14 protein-coding genes and 1 pseudogene are annotated in these 17766 nt (G+C 69.9%); 2 read left to right on the forward strand and 13 right to left on the reverse strand.

The annotated features are described in order from the left end of the window. The 12 genes from IEX13_RS05875 to IEX13_RS05930 all read right to left on the reverse strand — a co-directional run bounded on the left by IEX13_RS05875 (position 1) and on the right by IEX13_RS05930 (position 15251). Positions 1-1884: a nucleoside-diphosphate sugar epimerase/dehydratase gene (locus IEX13_RS05875; RefSeq protein WP_188662157.1), complete on the reverse strand. Its 1884-nt coding sequence runs from the start codon at positions 1882-1884 to the stop codon at positions 1-3. Continuing rightward, positions 1881-2888, reverse strand: coding sequence for an MraY family glycosyltransferase (locus tag IEX13_RS05880; protein ID WP_188662159.1), 1008 nt, complete (start codon positions 2886-2888; stop codon positions 1881-1883). The genes IEX13_RS05875 and IEX13_RS05880 overlap by 4 nt, the downstream gene beginning before the upstream one ends. 5 nt (positions 2889-2893) lie before the next feature. Further along, positions 2894-4066, reverse strand: a complete 1173-nt coding sequence (gene lapB, locus IEX13_RS05885) for a lipopolysaccharide assembly protein LapB (protein WP_188662160.1) — start codon at positions 4064-4066, stop codon at positions 2894-2896. Further along, the gene (locus IEX13_RS05890; RefSeq protein WP_188662161.1) at positions 4059-4331 is read right to left on the reverse strand and encodes a lipopolysaccharide assembly protein LapA domain-containing protein; all 273 of its coding nucleotides are present in this window, start codon (positions 4329-4331) and stop codon (positions 4059-4061) included. Before IEX13_RS05890 ends, lapB begins: the two co-directional genes overlap by 8 nt. A gap of 56 nt (positions 4332-4387) precedes the next feature. Next, a complete protein-coding gene (locus IEX13_RS05895; protein WP_188662162.1) occupies positions 4388-4714 on the reverse strand; it encodes an integration host factor subunit beta in 327 nt (108 codons plus the stop codon). Positions 4715-4798: 84 nt separating this feature from the next. Continuing rightward, positions 4799-6481, reverse strand: coding sequence for a 30S ribosomal protein S1 (gene rpsA, locus IEX13_RS05900; protein ID WP_188662163.1), 1683 nt, complete (start codon positions 6479-6481; stop codon positions 4799-4801). A 152-nt stretch (positions 6482-6633) separates the two neighbouring features. Beyond that, positions 6634-7329, reverse strand: coding sequence for a (d)CMP kinase (gene cmk / locus IEX13_RS05905; RefSeq protein ID WP_188662164.1), 696 nt, complete (start codon positions 7327-7329; stop codon positions 6634-6636). A 10-nt stretch (positions 7330-7339) separates the two neighbouring features. Continuing rightward, a complete protein-coding gene (gene aroA / locus IEX13_RS05910; protein ID WP_188662165.1) occupies positions 7340-8665 on the reverse strand; it encodes a 3-phosphoshikimate 1-carboxyvinyltransferase in 1326 nt (441 codons plus the stop codon). Next, complete coding sequence (gene hisC, locus IEX13_RS05915) at positions 8662-9777, reverse strand: histidinol-phosphate transaminase (protein ID WP_188662166.1); 1116 nt, start codon at positions 9775-9777, stop codon at positions 8662-8664. The genes aroA and hisC overlap by 4 nt, the downstream gene beginning before the upstream one ends. A 2-nt stretch (positions 9778-9779) precedes the next feature. Next, positions 9780-10898, reverse strand: coding sequence for a prephenate dehydratase (gene pheA, locus IEX13_RS05920; protein ID WP_188662167.1), 1119 nt, complete (start codon positions 10896-10898; stop codon positions 9780-9782). A 1-nt stretch (position 10899) separates the two neighbouring features. Continuing rightward, the gene (serC, locus tag IEX13_RS05925; RefSeq protein WP_188662170.1) at positions 10900-11985 is read right to left on the reverse strand and encodes a 3-phosphoserine/phosphohydroxythreonine transaminase; all 1086 of its coding nucleotides are present in this window, start codon (positions 11983-11985) and stop codon (positions 10900-10902) included. Between the two features lie 62 nt (positions 11986-12047). Continuing rightward, on the reverse strand, positions 12048-15251 hold the full coding sequence (locus IEX13_RS05930) for a PAS domain S-box protein (protein ID WP_188662171.1): 3204 nt from the start codon (positions 15249-15251) through the stop codon (positions 12048-12050). Between the two features lie 74 nt (positions 15252-15325). On the opposite strand from IEX13_RS05930, the gene msrP reads away from it, so the two are divergent. Together msrP and IEX13_RS05940 are read left to right on the forward strand one after the other, a co-directional pair. Beyond that, the gene (gene msrP, locus IEX13_RS05935) at positions 15326-16291 is read left to right on the forward strand and encodes a protein-methionine-sulfoxide reductase catalytic subunit MsrP (protein WP_188662173.1); all 966 of its coding nucleotides are present in this window, start codon (positions 15326-15328) and stop codon (positions 16289-16291) included. Beyond that, positions 16282-16951, forward strand: a pseudogene (locus IEX13_RS05940) (protein-methionine-sulfoxide reductase heme-binding subunit MsrQ). Before msrP ends, IEX13_RS05940 begins: the two are co-directional and overlap by 10 nt. On the opposite strand, the gene IEX13_RS05945 reads toward IEX13_RS05940, so the two are convergent. Beyond that, positions 16890-17756, reverse strand: a complete 867-nt coding sequence (locus IEX13_RS05945; protein ID WP_188662177.1) for an FHA domain-containing protein — start codon at positions 17754-17756, stop codon at positions 16890-16892. The pseudogene IEX13_RS05940 and the gene IEX13_RS05945 overlap by 62 nt on opposite strands. Positions 17757-17766: the final 10 nt, after the last annotated feature.

Genomic DNA, 17766 nt, shown 5'->3' on the forward strand with positions numbered 1-17766 from the left:
TCAGTCGGGTTTCAGGTCCGCCGGGTACGGGTCGTCGCCATTGTGGGTTTCCGGCCGGTATTCCGGCACCGCCTCGCGGAGCAGGTCGGTCAGCGCGGTGTTGGCGCCCGGGTCGGCGAGCAGCGCGTCCAGGCGTGCCAACAGCGCTTGCAGGTGGCCGACGCCGATGTCGCGTGGCTTGGCCTGGAGGATGAGCGGGTGGCGGGTGCGCTGGTAGCGCTCCTGCGGATGGAAAAGGATTTCGTGCAACTTTTCGCCCGGGCGCAGGCCAGTGTAACTCACCGCGATGTCGATGCCCGGACGCTTGCCGCTCAGGCGGATCATCTGTTCGGCCAGTTCACGGATCGCCACCGGGCGCCCCATGTCCAGGGCGTAAACCGCGCCGTTCTCGCTCGCCAGGCTCACCGAATGCAGGATCAGCTGGCAGGCCTCGGGAATGGTCATGAAGTAGCGCGTCACCTCGGGATGGGTGACCGTGACCGGCCCGCCCGCGGCGATCTGCTGGCGGAACAGCGGCACCACGCTGCCCGCCGAGTCGAGCACGTTGCCAAAACGCACCACCGACAGCCGCACCGCGCTGCCGTCGAGCTCCGCCTGGCAAGCCAGCTCGGCGAACCGCTTGCTGGCGCCAAGCACGTTCACCGGGCAGATCGCCTTGTCCGTCGAGATGAACACGAAGTTCTCGACGCCGGCTTCGCGGCAGGCGCGGGCCAGCACCGAGGAAACGACGACGTTGTTGCGCAGCGCCTCGCGCACCTGCGTCTCCAGCAGGGGCACCTGCTTGCACGCCGCGGCATGGAAGACATAGTCGACCTTGCCGGCCAGGGCGATGGTGCAGGCCACGGGATCGCCACAGTCGGCAAGCAGCGACACCACCGGCACCTCGGGGAATCGGCGCTGGAGTTCTTCGGTGATCTCGCACATCGGCAGCTCGGCGCGTTCGAGCACGACCAGCTCGGCAGCCCCGGCTGCGGCGCACTGGCGAGCCAGCTCGGAGCCGATCGAACCACCGGCGCCGGTCACCAGGACGCGCTTTCCGGCCACCGAGGCAAGCCCCAGGGACGGATCGAATTCCACCGGCGGCCGGCCCAGCAGGTCCTCGATGCGGACTTCGGCCAGTTCCAGCCGCTGCGGCCGGCCGGCAAGGACGTCGGTCAGGCGCGGGGCCGCACGGAAAGGCAGGCCGGTGTGGTCGCACAGTTCGACCACGCGCTGCATTTCGCTGGCGCTGGCCGAGGGCATCGCGATCACGATCAGGTTGGGCGCGGTTTCCTGGGCGATGTAGGGCAGGTCGCCGATCGAACCCAGCACCGGCACCCCGCGCACCTTGGCACCCTTCAGCGCCGGGTTGTCGTCGAGCAGGCCCACCGGTGCATAGCGGCCATCGCTGGCCAGTTCGCGAAGCAGGTTCTCGGCGGTCCGGCCGGCGCCCAGCACCAGCACGCGCTTGGCGTCGGCATGGGTGCTGCGAAGGCGATGGTCCTTCCACAGCCGGTACAGGACCCTGGGCAACCCGAGCATGACCACCAGGGCCACGGGATAGGGGAACAGCACGCGACGAGGCACGTCCGGCAGCAGGCCGATCAGGAACAGGATGGCGACGATCAGCAGCACGCCCACCAGGGCGCCCCGCACCAGGTTGGCCAGGTCGGGCACGCTGGCGAACCGCCACAGCCCCTGGTAGAGGCCAACCAGGCGCAGCACGACGCCCTGGACCAGGACGGCCACCATCAGCTCGGTGCCCAGCGACGGGGCCGCCGGCGCGCCCGCCTTGGACGCCAGCCAACGCAGCGCCAGCCAGACGAAGACGATCATCGCCAGGTCGTGCAGGACGATCAGCAGCCGCGGCAGCAAGCGGGTGAAGCTTCGGGTCGGGCGAGTCATCCGGTGGGACTTCCATGGGGGGTACGCCCGGTCGCGGCCGGCCGTGGCCAGGCGCGCCCCAGGAGCGAATACGCAATGATGCCAAAACCAAGGGCCATCCCGCTGCCCGCCATGGCCCACGGCGCCGGCTGGCGCGCCAGCCAAAGCGCCAGGCCGGTGGCTGCGAGGGTCCAGGCGGCATAGAGCGCGCAGATGCCGGCATGGCTCCAGCCGTGGGCCACGGCGCGCTGGTAGAGGTGTTCACGGTGCGCGCGCCACAGCACCTGGCGGCGGCGAGCGCGCGAAAGCAGGGTCAGGCTGGCGTCGAGCACCATCGCCGAAACCGGCAGCACCAGCAGCCAGGGGGAGCCACCGGAGGTTCCGGCCACCATCAGCAGCAGTGCCGCGATCGCGAAACCCAGGGCATGGCTGCCAACGTCACCCAGGAACAGTCGCGCCCGCGGGAAATTCAGCGGCAGGAAACCCAGGCAAGACGCCGCCAGCGCCACCGCCAGCCAGGCGGCCGGTGCCAGCGTGGGCGCCAGCGCCGCCAGGCCCAGCGCGGCGAACAGGGCCTGGCTCGCCGCCAGGCCGTTGCTGCCGTCCATGAAATTCCAGAAGTTCACCATCACCAGCACCACCACCCCGGCCAGCACGTGCCCGACGGCCGCGCCCCAGAGGTCCGGCCACAGCGGGTAGGCGACCGCCAGGCAGGCCGCGCCCGCGGCCTGCAGCAGGCCCTTGGCCAGGGGCGACAGCGGCCGCAGGTCGTCCACCAGCCCGGCGCCGGCGCACAGCACCAGGCCGGCCGCGAACCAGGCGCTGCCCTGCCCCAGCCAGGGTGCGGCGGCCAGCAGCACGATGGCGATGCCGATGCCACCGCCGCGCGGCGTGGGCGTGGCGTGCAGCCGGCGTTCGTCGGGCGCGTCGACCACGCCCCGGTGCCGTGCCCAGGCGCGCCAACCCAGCGCCAGGCCGAATCCGCCGGCCAGCGACAGCATCGCCAGCAGCCACAGCGGCGCCATGGGTGTCACTCGCTTACCGCGCCATGCACGGGCTTGATGCTGCCCCAGCTCTTGCAGCCCGGGCATTGCCAGTGATGGGCGCGGGCGCCGAAGCCACAGCGCTGGCAGCGATAGCCGGGGGTGCGCACCACCAGCTGTTCGGTGATCTGCTTGAGCGTCTTCAGGGCCACGGCCGGATCGGAATCGGCATCGCGCAGGCTGAGCTCGATGTAGGCGGCCTCGCCGCGCACGGAAGGCCGCTGGCGCAGCTGGCCGGACAGGAACTCCAGCGCCACGCCCTTGCCTTCCTCGCGCTCGTATATGCGGGTCAGGGCCAAAACCGGCGACACGCCGGGGTAGTGTTCGATCATCTCGAGCAGGAAGCCACGCGCGCGCGCCGATTCACCCCGGCGTTCGTAGCAGGCCAGCAGGGGCTCGAGGATTTCGGGCAGGAACTCGATGTCGTGGCGGGCCACGCGCTCGAAGGCGCGGATGGCGGCGGCGTCGTTGCCCTGGGCCAGTTCCAGCCGTGCTTCGACCAGGCCGGCGCGCACCGAGTGGCTGTCGGCCGCGTAGGCCTCGGCCACGTGCGTGCGGGCGCTGGCGAGGTCGCCGTCAAGACGCGCCATTTCGGCCAGCTCACAGTGGAACTGGGCGATCAGCTTGCCCATCGGCTCGCCGCCGGCGTCTTCGAGCTTGCGGGCGTGTTCGATCGCCTTGGCCCAGTCGCGCTCGGCCTGGTAGACGGAAATCAGGTGCCGCAGCGCCTGCGGCGCAAGCACGCCCATGCGCACCAGGTCGGTGAACAGGGTTTCGGCCCGGTCGAGCAGGCCGGCGCGCATGTAGTCCTCGCCCAGGGCCAGCACGGCGCGGGTTTTCTGTTCGTCGCTCAGGCCCGGGCGGGCGACCAGGCTCTGGTGCAGGCGGATGGCGCGGTCGACTTCGCCGCGACGGCGGAACAGGTGCCCCAGTGCGAACTGGGTCTCGACCGTGTCCTTGTCCACGGCGGCGATCTGCAGGAACACTTCGATCGCCTTGTCCTGCTGTTCGTTGAGCAGGTAGTTCAGGCCGCGGAAGTAGGTGTTGGACAGGCGCGAGACGCGCGCCCCGCCCCGCCGTTCGCCGCCGCGACGGCCCGCCAGCCAACCGCAGGCCACCGCCACCGGCAGCAGCAGGAACAGCCAGGCCAGTTCAGTCATGGTCTTCCGGGCCGGGGACCGGGGCCTGGGCCGCGGGCTTCTCGCGACGCATGCGGTGGCGTAGCGGCCAGATCACCGATGCCGTCAGCACGAAGCCGGCCAGGATCGCACCGGCCAGGACGGCCAGCAGCAGGCTGGTGCCCAGGGAAAGGTTATGGACCTGCCAGACGCCCAGGTCGATGCTGACCGGATCGCGGTTGAGCGCGCCGAACAGCACGCCGAAAACGACGAACAGCAGTGCGAGCAGGGCTTTGATCAGTCGCATGCGCGGAATTCCCGGTGCCGGTCGGCGGAAAGCTTAGCCGATCCGGGCCGGTGGGCTCAGCCTTCGGCGTGCGGTGTTGCGGCGATGGGTGCGTCGGGCGCATTGCGCGCGTTGACCCGGTCGCGGAGTTCCTTGCCCGGCTTGAAGTGCGGGACGTACTTTCCGGGCAGGGCCACGGACTCGCCGGTCTTGGGGTTGCGGCCCAGGCGCGGCGGGCGGAAATGCAGCGAGAAGCTGCCAAAACCGCGGATTTCGATGCGCTCGCCCTGGGTCAGGGCGCTGCTCATCATTTCGAGCAGGGTCTTGACGGCCAGGTCCACGTCGTCGGCCTTGAGATGCGCCTGGCGCCGCGACAGCACCTCGATCAGTTCGGACTTGGTCATCTCCGGGCGATCCCTCGGTCTTCTTGGGGTGGCGGCGTGGCCCGGGAAAACCCGGGCCACGCGCCGGTACAACAACGGGGCGGTTTACTCGCCCTTGCTCAGCTGTTCGCGCAGCAGCGCACCGAGCTTGGTGGTGCCGGCAGCCGCGTCGGAGGCCTTGTTGACCTCGGCCAGGGTGTCGGCCAGCTCGGCCTCGTCCTTGGCGCGGATCGACAGCTGCATGGTGCGGCCCTTGCGGTCCATGCCCATGAACTTGGCTTCCACGGCATCACCGACCTTGAGGTAGGTGGTGGCGTCTTCGACGCGTTCCTTGGCGATGTCGTTGGCGCGCAGGTAACCCTCGACGCCGCCCTCGAGCTCGATGGTGGCACCGCGGGCATCGACTTCCTTGACGACGCCGTTGACGATGGTGCCCTTCTGGGTACCGGCCATGTACTGGCCCACCGGATCCTGCTCGAGCTGCTTGACGCCCAGCGAGATGCGCTCGCGCTCGGGGTCCACGGCCAGCACGACGGCTTCGAGGTTGTCGCCCTTCTTGAAGTTGCGCACGACGTCTTCGCCGGTGGTGTTCCAGGAGATGTCGGACAGGTGCACCAGGCCGTCGATACCGCCGTCGAGGCCGATGAAGATGCCGAAGTCGGTGATCGACTTGATCTGGCCGGAGACCTTGTCACCCTTCTTGTGCAGGGCCGAGAAGGCTTCCCACGGGTTCGGGGTGCACTGCTTGATGCCCAGCGAGATGCGGCGGCGTTCGCCGTCGACGTCGAGCACCATCACTTCCAGTTCGTCGCCCAGCTGGACGACCTTGGACGGGTTGACGTTCTTGTTGGTCCAGTCCATCTCGGACACGTGCACCAGGCCTTCCACGCCCGGCTCGATCTCGACGAACGCGCCGTAATCGGTGACGTTCGAGACCTTGCCGAACAGGCGGGCGCTGGTCGGGTAACGACGGGCGATATTGTCCCAGGGATCGTCGCCCAGCTGCTTGAGGCCCAGCGACACGCGGTTGCGCTCGCGGTCGAACTTCAGCACGCGCACGTCCAGCTCGTCGCCGACGTTGACGACTTCGGACGGGTGGCGGACGCGCTTCCAGGCCATGTCGGTGATGTGCAGCAGGCCGTCGATGCCGCCCAGGTCCACAAACGCGCCGTAATCGGTGAGGTTCTTGACGACACCCTTGATGACGGCACCTTCCTGCAGGCGCTCCATCAGCTGCTCGCGCTCCACGCTCGACTCGGACTCGACCACCGCACGGCGGGAGACCACGACGTTGTTGCGCTTGCGGTCGAGCTTGATGATCTTGAACTCGAGTTCCTTGCCTTCCAGGTAGCCCGGGTCGCGCACGGGGCGCACGTCCACCAGGGAACCCGGCAGGAACGCACGAACGTCGCGGATGTCGACGGTGAAACCGCCCTTGACCTTGCCGGAGATGCGGCCGGTGACGATCTCGCCGGCTTCCATGGAAGCTTCGAGTTCGTCCCACACCATGGCGCGCTTGGCTTTCTCGCGCGACAGCACGGTCTCGCCGAAGCCGTTCTCGAGGTATTCGAGGGCGACCTTGACGGTCTCGCCGACGGAAACCTCGAGCTCGCCTTCTTCGTTACGGAACTGTTCGATCGGAATGATGCCCTCGGACTTGAGGCCGGCATTGATGACGACCACGTCGTTGCGGATCTCGACCACGGTGCCGGAAACGATGGCACCCGGCTTGAGCTTGGAGAGGGCGCTCTGGCTCTGCTCGAACAGTTCAGCGAAAGATTCAGTCATTGTTGGATACTCGGTTGGACATACGGGCCGGCGGCTCCGCCGCGACCCACCTGTTGGCGCAAATGCGCGTGGATTTACCCCGCGCCATCGGGCGCGGGAGCTGTTTTCTGCATTCGGAAACCGCGCCCGGGGGAACGGAATGCGCCGGGGGATCAGGAGGCCTGTCGCGGCTGGCGGAGTTTTTCCGGCAGCACCGACAGCACGCGCTCGATCACCTCGGTGATGGGCGTGCCGGTGGAGTCCACGACAACCGCGTCGTCCGCGGGTTTCAGGGGCGCCACCGCACGCCCGGCATCGCGCTCGTCACGAGCGGCGATTTCGTGCAGCAGACTGTCAAGATTAACCGAAACCCCTTTTTCCTTCAACTGCTTATGGCGCCTTTTGGCCCGTTCCCCGGCGCTGGCCGTCAGGAAGACCTTGTACGGGGCATCCGGGAAGATCACGGTGCCCATGTCCCGGCCGTCGGCGACCAGCCCCGGCAGGCGCCGGAAACGGTGCTGCAGGTCCACCAGGGCGGCCCGGACCGGGGGATGGGCGGCAATGGCCGAAGCCGCCGCGCCGGCGGTTTCCATGCGCAGCTGGCGGGTGGCGTCCTTGCCGTTCACGATGACGTGCAATTCGCCCGATTCGGCGGTTTCGAAGCGGATTTCGGTGCGGGCGGCGCAGTGGGCCACGGCCTCGGGGTCGCTGAGGTCGACGTTTTCCCAGGCGGCGGCCAGGCCGACGGCGCGGTAGATCGCGCCCGAATCGAGGTAGTGCCAGCCCAGGCGGTCGGCCACGGCCCGGCTGATGGTGCCCTTGCCGGAGCCGGAGGGCCCATCGATGGTCAGTACGGGGATGCGTGGCATGGCCGGGATTCTAGCCGACCGGGCCGTCGGCCTGCAGGCCCAGGCCGACGCCCTTGGCCAGCGCCTCGAAGCCCGGGAAGGACGTGGCGACGTTGGCGCAGTCGCGGATCCGCACTTCGCCGTCTGCGCGCTGGGCGGCGACCGCCAGGGCCATAGCGACGCGGTGGTCGCCGTGGCTGTCGGCCTCCCCGCCCCGCAGCCGGCCGCCCTGGATGATGGCGCCGTCCGGGGTTTCGACGATGCGCGCGCCCAGGGCCTGCAGTGCCGCGGCCATGGCGGCGATGCGGTCGGACTCCTTCACCCGCAGCTCGGCGGCGCCGGACACGCGGGTTTCGCCTTCGGCCAGGGCGGCGGCCACGAACAGCGCCGGGAACTCGTCGATCATGTCCGGCACCAGGGACTCGGGCACGTGGACGCCGCGAAGGCGGGAGTGGCGCACGCGCAGATCGGCCACCGGCTCGCCCCCCTGTTCGCCGGCGGCTTCGACGGTGATGTCCGCGCCCATCGCCCGCAGGGCATCTAGCAATCCGGTGCGGCGCGGGTTCATGCCGACCTGGCGAAGGCGCAGGTCCGATCCCGGCACCACCGAAGCGGCCACCAGGAAAAACGCCGCCGAGGAAAAGTCCGCCGGCACCACCACGCTGGTGGCGCGCAGCCGGTGCCCGCCTTCGAGGCTGGCCTCGCCGGGCGAAAACCGGACCGGCCAGCCGAAGGCCGCCAGCATGCGTTCGGTGTAGTCGCGGGTCGGGTGCGGCTCCCGGACCCGGGTGGTCCCGCGGGCGTAAAGCCCGGCCAGCAGGACCGCCGACTTGACCTGGGCGCTCGCTACAGGCGATTTGAAATCAATGCCTTGCAAGCCTTTATTCGCGTAGATTCTAAGTGGCGGTAGTCCGCCCTCGCCCGCCTCGACGTGCGCGCCCATGGCGCGCAGGGGCGTGATGACCCGGCCCATGGGGCGGCGCGACAGCGAGGCGTCGCCGACCAGCGTGCTGTCGAAGGCCTGGCCGGCCAGCAGACCGGCCAGCAGGCGCATGCCGGTGCCGGCGTTGCCGCAGTCCAGGGCATCGGGGGCCGGCTGCAGGCCGTGCAGGCCGACGCCGTGCACCACCCGCCGGCTGGGCGAAGGTGCGTCGATGCGCACGCCCAGGCGGGCGAATATGGCCGCGGTGGCGCGCGTGTCCTCGCCTTCCAGGAAACCCTCGACTTCGCTGGTGCCCCCGGCCAGGGCACCCAGCATCACCGCGCGGTGCGACACCGACTTGTCACCCGGCACCCGAAGGTCGCCGCGCAGCGGGCCGCCGGTGCCGGCCAGCCAGTCCAGCCGGGGCGCCGTCATGCCAGCACCTCGTCCAGGGCCTGCAGGAAGCGGCGGTTCTGGTCGCGGGTGCCCACGGTGATGCGCAGGCAGGTCGGCAGCCCGTAGCCGCCCATCGGCCTTGGCACCACGCCACGGGCCACCAGGCCCTGCTCCACCGGCGCCGCGTCGCGGCCGAAATCCACCAGCAGGAAGTTGGTTTGCGATGGCGATACGCCGAGTTCCCGGGCGCGCAGGGCATCGGCAAGCGCCTGGCGCTCGTCCGCGTTGGCCTGGCGCACGTACGCCACGTGGGCCGTGTCGGCCAGGGCGGCTTCCCCCGCGGCCAGCGCCGGGCCGTTGACGTTGAAGGACTCGCGCAGCCGTTCCAGCACCGCCACCAGGCCCGGCGCTGCCACCAGGTAACCCAGGCGCAGCCCGGCCAGGCCATGGGCCTTGGAAAAGGTGCGGGTCACGACCAGGTTCGGGAACCGCGGCAGCAGGTCCAGCGCCGTGCCGATTGACGAGTCGGTGACGTATTCCAGGTAGGCCTCGTCCACCACCACCAGCACCGTCGGCGGCAGTTCGGCCATGAAGTCCCCGAACTCACCGGCGCCGAACCAGGTGCCAGTGGGGTTGTTCGGGTTGGCCAGGTAGACCAGGCGAGTGCGCGGCCCGACCGCCGCGGCCAGCGCGGCCAGGTCGTGCCCGCGCGCCATGGGCCGCCCGCCCGGCAGGGCCGGCGCCTGCACCAGGGTGGCGCCGGCGGCCTGCGCGGCCAGCGCATACACCGCAAAACCGAACTGCGAGGCCACCACGTCCAGCCCGGGCCCGGCGAAGGCCTGGCCCAGCATCATCAGCAGTTCGTGCGAGCCATTGCCCAGCATCAGCTGGTTCGGCCCGACGCCGTGATGCACGGCCAGCGCGCGACGGAGCGCGCCACCCAGGGGGTCGGGGTAGACAAACGCGGTGTCGATCGCCGCCACCGCCGCGGCGCGGGCGGCGGCGCTGGGGCCGTAGCAGTTTTCGTTCGAGCCCAGTTCGACCAGGCCGGGATGGGACTGGCGCAGGGCGACCAGGTCCAGGCCCGGATCGTAGGCGCGCAACCGCTGCAGGCCCGGCTGGGCGAGCGCGGAGAAGGCCGCCTCGTCCATGCTCAGAGCAGGGCCACGGGATAGGCCCCGAGGATGCGGATGTCGGCGGCGAACTCGCCCAGTTCGGCCAGGGCCGCGGCCACCGGGCCGTCCTGGGCATGGCCGTCGACGTCGATGAAGAAGGCGTACTGCCAGCGACCCGTGTGCGCCGGGCGCGACTCGATGCGGTTCATGCTGACGCCGTGGCGGGCGAAGGGGCTGAGCACGTTGTAGAGCGCGCCGGGCTGGTCGCGCACGAACACCATCAGCGAAGTGCGGTCGTGGCCGCAGGGCGGCAGCAGTTCGCGGCCCAGCACCAGGAAACGCGTGGTGTTGTCCGGATGGTCCTCGATGGGGCCGGCGATGGTCTTGAGCCCGTAAACGTGGCCGGCGTTCTCGCCGGCGATGGCCGCCGAGTCATCGGCATTGCGCGCCCGGCGCGCCGCCTCGGCATTGCTCGAAGCCGGGATCTTCTCGGCCCTGGGCAGGTTCTGCCGAAGCCAGGCCTTGGCCTGTGCCAGCGACAGCGGATGCGAATAAACGCGTTCGATGTCCTCGATGCGGCCGGTACGCGACATCAGGAACTGGTGCACGGCCAGCTCGACCTCGCCGCAGATCTTCAGCGGCGAGGTCAGGAACATGTCCAGCGTGGACTGGATGGTGCCCTGCCCCGAGTTTTCCACCGGCACGATGCCGAAGTCGGCGTGGCCGGCCTCGACCTCCTGGAAGACTTCCTCGATGCTCGCCAGCGGCAGCCCCTTGGCCGAGTGGCCGAAGTGCTTGTGCAGGGCCTGCTGGGAAAACGTGCCTTCCGGGCCGAGGAAGCCGACCTTCAGCGGCTCCTGCTGGGCCAGGCAGGCGGACATGATTTCGCGGAACAGCCGCAGCAGCACTTCGTCGTTGAGCGGGCCCTCGTTGCGGTCGAGCACCCGGCGCAGCACCTGGGCCTCGCGCTCGGGGCGGTAATAGTCGATCGCGGCCTGCAGCGGTCCCTTGGCGCGGCCGACCTGGTGGGCCCAGCGCGCGCGTTCGGCGATCAGTTCCTGGATCTGGCGGTCGATGCCGTCGATGCGTTCGCGCACCTGGGCCAGGTCGGGGGTGGCCGGCGCGGACTTGCCGGCGCTGCCTTTGCGGGCGGCCATTTCAACCGTGGCGCCGGGCGAAGTCGCCCATGAAGTCCACCAGCGCCTGCACGCCGGCCTCGGGCATGGCGTTGTAGATCGAGGCGCGCATGCCACCCAGGGCGCGGTGGCCCTTGAGGCCGACCAGGCCGGCGGCCTGGGCCTCGGCCAGGAACGCCTTCTCGCGGTCCTCGTCGGGCAGGAAGAACGGCACGTTCATCCACGAGCGTGCCCCGGCCTGGACTTGATTGCGGTAGAACCCGCCGGAGCCGTCGATGGCGGCGTACAGGTTTTCCGCCTTGCGCCGGTTGCGCTCGCCCATCGCCACCGCCCCACCCTGTGCCTTGAGCCACTCCAGCACCAGCCCCAGCACGTACCAGGCGAAGGTCGGCGGCGTGTTGAACATCGAATCGTTGCGGGCCTGGTTCTGCAGCTCGAAGATCGGCGGCAGATTGCGGCCGTGCTGGCCCAGCAGGTCCTTGCGGATGATGGCGATGGCCAGGCCCGAGGGGCCCAGGTTCTTCTGGGCGCCGCCGTAGAGCACGCCGAAGCGGGAAACGTCGATCGGCCGCGACAGCACGTTGGAACTGATGTCGGCCACCAGCGGCACGCCGCCGGTGTCGGGGATGTCGTGGAACTCGACGCCGTGGATGGTTTCGTTGGGCGTGTAGTGCACGAAGGCGGCGCCGGGCGTCAGCGCCCAGCCGGCGCGGTCGGGGATGCCGGTGTAACCCTGGCCCTTGCCGCTGGCGGCCACGTTCGCCTTCACCGAGGGCGCGATGTTGTCCAGGGCCTTTTCGCCCCAGTGGCCGGTCAGCACGACGTCGGCCACCTGGTCCGGGCGGGCCAGGTTGAGCGCCAGCAGCGCCGACAACGTGGTGGCGCCGCCCTGCAGGAACAGCACGTGGTAATCGTCCGGGATGGCCATCAATTCGCGCAGGTCGGCCTCGGCGCGGGCGGCGCACGCGACGAAGGCCTTGCCGCGGTGGCTGACCTCCATCACCGACGCACGTTCATCCTGCCATTCCAGCAGCTCCTCGCGGACCTGCAGCAAGACCGGTTCGGGCAGCGCGGCGGGGCCGGCGCTGAAGTTGTAGGCGCGTGTCATGGAAGTCCTCGGGAAACGTGCATCGGCAAGTTATCACGGGGCCGCGAAGCCCCGGAAGGCGGTCAGCCGACGATGCCCTCGATCCCCGAGAGCATTTGCTCGAACTGCTCCGGCGGCAGCGCGCGGGCGAACAGGAAGCCCTGGCCGAACTGGCAGCCGATGTCGCGCAGGGCGTCGCGCTGGCCGGTGGTTTCGATGCCTTCCGCGGTCAACGCCAGGCCCAGCTCGGTGGCGAAGCTGTTGATCGTGCGCACGATGGCGCGGTGGCGCGGGTTGCTCTGGATGTCGCGGATGAACACCTGGTCCATTTTCAGCGCGTCGAAGGGGGACGAGGCGAAGGATTCCAGCGACGAATAACCGGTGCCGAAATCGTCCACCACCAGGCCCACGCCCAGGGCCTTGAGCGCCAGCAGGCGCTGTTCGGCCTGGCCGCGGCCGCCGCGGAAGGCGGTTTCGGTGACTTCCAGGCGCAGGCAGGCCGGCGGCAGCTGGTGCTTGCGCAGCAGCGAAAGCACCTCGTCGACGATGTCCGGCGACACCATCTGGCGTTCGTCCACGTTGACGTTCATCGACAGGTCGGCGAGCGCCGGGTGCGCCGCGCGCCAGCGCGCCAGCTGCGCGCAGGCCTGCCGGAGCACCCAGGCATCGAGGTCCATGATCAGGCCGGTTTCCTCGGCCAGCGGCAGGAACTCGGCCGGCGCCAGCAGGCCGCGGCGCGGATGCTGCCAGCGCACCAGCGCTTCGGCGCCCACCAGGCGGCCGCCGTGCAGCTCGACGATCGGCTGGTAATGCACGCGGAACTCGGCGCGTTCAAAGGCCAGGCGGAAGTCGGTTTCCAGCTGCAGGCGGCTAAGGGCCTCCTGGTGCATGCCCTCGTCGAAGACGACGAAGCCGGAATTCCCGGCCGACTTGGCCCGGTACATGGCCGTGTCGGCGTCGCGCAGCACCTGGTCGGGCGACTCGTAGTCGCGCCGCCCGAGCACGATGCCGATGCTGGCCGACGAGAACACCTGCTGGCCGCCGATGTCGAAGGGCTGCTCGAACAGCCCGATGACGGTGCGGGCGATCTGCCGGGCGCGGTCACCGTCGCAGGAGCCATCGGGCAGCAGGGTGAACTCGTCGCCGCCGTAGCGGGCGATCAGCACGTCGGCGAGCAGGCTGTCCTCGAGCCGCCGGGCGATCTGCACCAGCAGGCGGTCGCCGGCGCCATGGCCCAGGCTGTCGTTGACCCATTTGAACCCGTCCAGGTCCAGGAACAGCACCGCGTAGGGCGTGCCGCCGGCGCGACTGGCGCCGAGCATCGCCGAGGCCAGCTTCTGGTTGAACAACATGCGGTTGGGCAGGCCGGTCAGCGGGTCGTGGGTGGCGTGGAAGCGCAGGCGGTCCTCGGCCTCGCGCTGGCGGGTGATGTCGAGCACCGTGCCGGTGAGGTGTTCGACGCCGTCGAGAAGGACCGGCCCGATGCTGACCCGCACATAGACCCGCTGGCCGTCCCGGTGCAGCAGGCAGCTTTCGAAATCCGGACTGACCGCCCTGCCCGCCAGCCGGTCGGCATCGCGGCGCTCGGACTGCGCCACCGCTTCGGGCGCCATGATGTCGCGGTAGCTGCGCCCGACCAGCTCGGATTCGCGATAGCCGAGCATGCGGGCGAAGGCACCGTTGGCGTAGGTGTACTGTTCGCCGTCCATGACGAACACGCCCACCTGGCTGTGTTCGACCAGGGTGCGGTACTTGCTTTCCGACCGCGCCAGCGCCAGGCGGGCCTCCTGGCGTTCGTCGATGTCCAGCACCGAACCGGTGAAGTGCAGCGGCTGGCCGTGTTCGTCGAATACCACGCGGACGCTGGCGCTGACCCACTTGGGGCTGCCATCGCGACAGTGGATCCTGGTTTCGTAGTGTTCGAACGACCCATCGCGCAGTGCCTGCGCCACCAGCGCCTGGCGTTCGCCCGGGTCGATGTAGACCGACTGCATGTTGGTGGCCGACGCCCGCAATTGCGCGACGCTGTCGTAGCCCATGATCCGGGCCAGCATGGGGTTCACCTCCATGATCTGGCCATCGAGCCCGGTCCGGAACAGGCCCGCCGGCGAGTTTTCGAACAGTTCGCGATAGCGCAGTTCGGCCTCGGCCACGGCGCGCTGCCGGGCGCGTTCTTCGGTGACGTCGCGCAGGGTCCCGGTGGAAGCGATGTCGCCTTCGTATTCGACGGCGTCGGCGCGGACTTCGCACAGGATGACCTGGCCGTCGCGCCGGCGCAGGTGGATTTCATAGACCTGGGGCTCGTCCGACCCGGCCTCGCGCGCGGCGCGCCGCGCCTGCTGGGCTTCCAGGTCGGCCGGATCGACCAGCGACATGTATTCGATGCCGGTCAGTTCTTCGACCGTGTAGCCCAGGATGTCCGCCAGCGCCCGGTTGGCGAAGGCGACCGCGCCGCGCTGGATGAGGAAAACGCCGTCGCGGCTGTTCTCGACCAGCACCTGGTAGAGCGTGCGCGACTGCCGCAGCGCTTCTTCGGCCTCCACCTGGGCGGTGATGTCGACCAGCGAACCTTCGTAGAACAGCACCTTGCCCTGCTCGTCGTAGATGGCGCGGGCGTTTTCGCTGACCCAGATGATGCTGCCGTCGCGCCGCCGGACCCGCGCCCGCACCCTCTCCAGGCGCTCGCCGGCCTGCAGGCGGGCGTGGCTCTGCGCCGCCCGGTCCGGGTCCACGTACAGGCTGGCCGCATCGCGGGCACATTCGAGCAGCATCTGCGCCGGCGATTCGAAGCCCAGGATCCGGGCCATGGCCGGGTTGACGTCCAGGAACCCGCCGCCGGGCAGGCTGCGATAGATGCCCTCGGCGGCGGCGAGGTAAAGCGCCCGGTAGAAGCCTGCCGGCATGCCGGGGGCGGACCCTGCGGAATCTTCGTCGTCGCCGCGGGCCTGGCCGGCCAGGTGCAGCAGGCAAAAGACGACCGTGCCCTCTTCCGGGTCTTCGGCGAATTCGCAGCTCAGCTGCGCCGGCAGGACCCGGCCGTCCGCGCAGCGGATATCGGCAGGCAGGCAGGCCGCACGGTGTTCGGTGCGCAGGACGCTCCAGACAAGGGCGCGGAAGCCCGGGTCGGGCCACAGCCCGATTTCGTTGGGGATCTTGCCTATCACCTCGTCGCGACGGTAGCCGGTGCTACGCTCGAACGCAGGATTGACGCCGAGGAACACCCCGTCGCTGGCGCGCATCACCGCGACCACGCTGGTGGATGAATCAAACGCTTCGACCAGGCGCATCCTTCCCCCCGGTGGCGACCTCTGTGGGGAGTATATCCACCTGGTCCACCCGAACGTGGACAACGGAGACGACGATGAGCCGCCCGCGCTACCCCCAGCCACCTGCCTCTGAAATCACGCCCGAGCCGGTCTATCGTGCCCGGCGCCAGCTGATGGGCCTGGGCCTGGCCAGCCCGCTGCTGGCCCTGGCCGGCTGCGCCGGCGCCGAGGACGCCGCACCGTCCGCGGCACCGGCCGCCACCGATTCGGCCGACGGTTTCCGCACCAGCGAAACCCTGACCACCTGGCAGGACGCCACCACGTACAACAACTTCTACGAGTTCGGCACCGGCAAGGCCGATCCGGCGCGCAACGCCCACACGCTCAGGCCCGCGCCCTGGACCGTGGTGGTCAGCGGCGAGGCCGGGACCACCGGCACCTTCGCGCTTGAAGACCTGCTGCGACCGCACGCCGTGCAGGAGCGCATCTACCGCCTGCGCTGCGTCGAAGGCTGGTCCATGGTGCTGCCCTGGCAGGGCATACCGCTGGCCGAGGTGATCAGGCGATTCAATCCGAACTCGCGGGCGCGCTACGTCGCCTTCACCACCCTGGCCGAACCCGACCAGATGCCCGGCATCCGATACCCGGCGCTGGACTGGCCCTACCGCGAAGGCCTGCGCATGGACGAAGCGATGAATCCGCTGACCCTGCTGGCCACCGGCCTGTATGGCAAGGACCTGCCCAACCAGAATGGCGCCCCGCTGCGCCTGGTCGTGCCCTGGAAGTATGGCTTCAAGAGCATCAAGTCCATCGTGCGCATCCACTTCACCGAACAAATGCCGGTGACCAGCTGGAACCAGTCGCAGCCCAATGAATATGGCTTCTATTCGAACGTGAACCCGGACGTCGACCATCCACGCTGGAGCCAGGCCAGCGAACGCCGCATCGCCGGCGATGGCAACCGGGTGTTCGCCAACCGCATCGCCACCCTGCCCTTCAACGGCTACGGCGAGCAGGTCGCGTCCCTTTACCAAGGCATGGACCTGCGCAAGTGGTTCTAGGAAAGCGCGGCATCGACTGGCGCTGGGTCGGGCTCAAGGCCCTGGCCCATGCGCTGGCGCTGCTGCCGCTGGCCCTGCTGGTGCGCGGCGTGGTGCACGACAGCCTGGGCGCCGACCCGGTGGCTGAAATCACCCACGCCACCGGCACCTGGGCCCTGCGCCTGCTGCTGCTGGGCCTGGCGCTGACGCCGCTGCGTCGGCTGGCCGGGCAAGCCTGGCCCATCCGGTTCCGGCGACTGGTCGGGCTGTATGCGTTCTTCTACGCCTGCCTGCACCTGGCGACCTGGCTGGTGCTGGACCTGGGCGGCTTCTGGATGCAGGTGTTCGACGACCTGGTCAAGCGCCCCTACATCATGCTGGGTTTCGCCGCATGGCTGTGCCTGCTGCCGCTGGCCGTCACGTCCACCCGCGGCTGGATGCGGCGGCTGGGCCGGCGCTGGGGCCAGCTGCACCGGCTTGTCTACGGCGCCGCTGCGCTGGCGGTGGCGCACTACCTGTGGCTGGTGAAAGTCGACCTGCGCGAACCGCTGGTGTACGCGGCGATCCTGACGGTGTTGCTGGGGCTGCGCGGCTTCTGGCGCTGGCGCGGCCGCAGGGCTCAGGGCGCGTAGACCAGCAGCATCGTCAGGGATGCCGCCAGGATCGTGGCCGCGGCGATAAGCCACCACAGGCTGTTGGGATCCCGCTCCCGGGGCGCATTGGGATCGGCCGGGTCTGCCGCCGGCGGCGGGTCCGGGGCCACCGGCACGTCCACGGCCCGCATGGTCTGGGTGTGCGGCGTCGCCGCCGACTTGCCCAGGCCCGCCTGGCCGCGCAGCGGCAGGCCCGGGGCCTCGAGCACGAAACGATGCTGTTCAATCACGACCTGGTCGCCCGGCGACAGCACGGCATCGGCCACCGGCACGCCATTGACCCAGGTGGCGTCCTTGCCCGGCGCCAGGGAACGCAGGATGACCCGGTCGCCGTGAAGTTCCACCACGGCGTGGCGTTCGGCCACCGCCGGGTCTTCGAGCCGGATGTCGGCCGCCGACGACCGGCCCAGGACCCGCGGATCGGTCAGCGTATGGCAGCGCCCGAAATGCGGGCCGCTGAGCCCACGAAGCACGACGCGCGAGGCGGCGACGCGCTGGGCGTCGCCCAGGCTGGCCGGGGCCGCGGACGGGATGCGCTGCTCGATGGCCGGCTGCTCGTCGCCCTTCACCACCACGCGCAGCTTGTCCAGGCAAACCAGGTCGCCCGGGCGCAGCTGGGCCAGCCTGGATACCGGGCGGGCATTGAGGTGGACGCCCGGCGCGCCATTGGGCACGCGCAGCCAGAGGCCGCGGCGATCGCTCACGAAGCTGGCGTGGTGGGCGGCCAGGCCGCTGCCGGGCAGGCTGACCCGCAGCCCCGGGCGCGTGCCCACGGCCACTTCGCCCTGCAGGGGCACGCTGGGGTGTTCGCCATTGGGGAACGTCAGTTGCATCCGGCCTCCT

The organism is Arenimonas soli (assembly GCF_014643775.1).
GTDB classification, from domain to species: Bacteria; Pseudomonadota; Gammaproteobacteria; order Xanthomonadales; family Xanthomonadaceae; genus Arenimonas; species Arenimonas soli.

Bases quoted from the DNA above. Each gene is read 5' to 3' on its own strand.
- IEX13_RS05875 (WP_188662157.1), bottom strand. From the start codon at position 1,884: ATGACTCGCCCGACCCGAAGCTTCACCCGCTTGCTGCCGCGGCTGCTG.
- IEX13_RS05880 (WP_188662159.1), bottom strand. From the start codon at position 2,888: ATGGCGCCGCTGTGGCTGCTGGCGATGCTGTCGCTGGCCGGCGGATTC.
- lapB (WP_188662160.1), bottom strand. From the start codon at position 4,066: ATGACTGAACTGGCCTGGCTGTTCCTGCTGCTGCCGGTGGCGGTGGCC.
- IEX13_RS05890 (WP_188662161.1), bottom strand. From the start codon at position 4,331: ATGCGACTGATCAAAGCCCTGCTCGCACTGCTGTTCGTCGTTTTCGGC.
- IEX13_RS05895 (WP_188662162.1), bottom strand. From the start codon at position 4,714: ATGACCAAGTCCGAACTGATCGAGGTGCTGTCGCGGCGCCAGGCGCAT.
- rpsA (WP_188662163.1), bottom strand. From the start codon at position 6,481: ATGACTGAATCTTTCGCTGAACTGTTCGAGCAGAGCCAGAGCGCCCTC.
- cmk (WP_188662164.1), bottom strand. From the start codon at position 7,329: ATGCCACGCATCCCCGTACTGACCATCGATGGGCCCTCCGGCTCCGGC.
- aroA (WP_188662165.1), bottom strand. From the start codon at position 8,665: ATGACGGCGCCCCGGCTGGACTGGCTGGCCGGCACCGGCGGCCCGCTG.
- hisC (WP_188662166.1), bottom strand. From the start codon at position 9,777: ATGGACGAGGCGGCCTTCTCCGCGCTCGCCCAGCCGGGCCTGCAGCGG.
- pheA (WP_188662167.1), bottom strand. From the start codon at position 10,898: ATGGCCGCCCGCAAAGGCAGCGCCGGCAAGTCCGCGCCGGCCACCCCC.
- serC (WP_188662170.1), bottom strand. From the start codon at position 11,985: ATGACACGCGCCTACAACTTCAGCGCCGGCCCCGCCGCGCTGCCCGAA.
- IEX13_RS05930 (WP_188662171.1), bottom strand. From the start codon at position 15,251: ATGCGCCTGGTCGAAGCGTTTGATTCATCCACCAGCGTGGTCGCGGTG.
- msrP (WP_188662173.1), top strand. From the start codon at position 15,326: ATGAGCCGCCCGCGCTACCCCCAGCCACCTGCCTCTGAAATCACGCCC.
- IEX13_RS05945 (WP_188662177.1), bottom strand. From the start codon at position 17,756: ATGCAACTGACGTTCCCCAATGGCGAACACCCCAGCGTGCCCCTGCAG.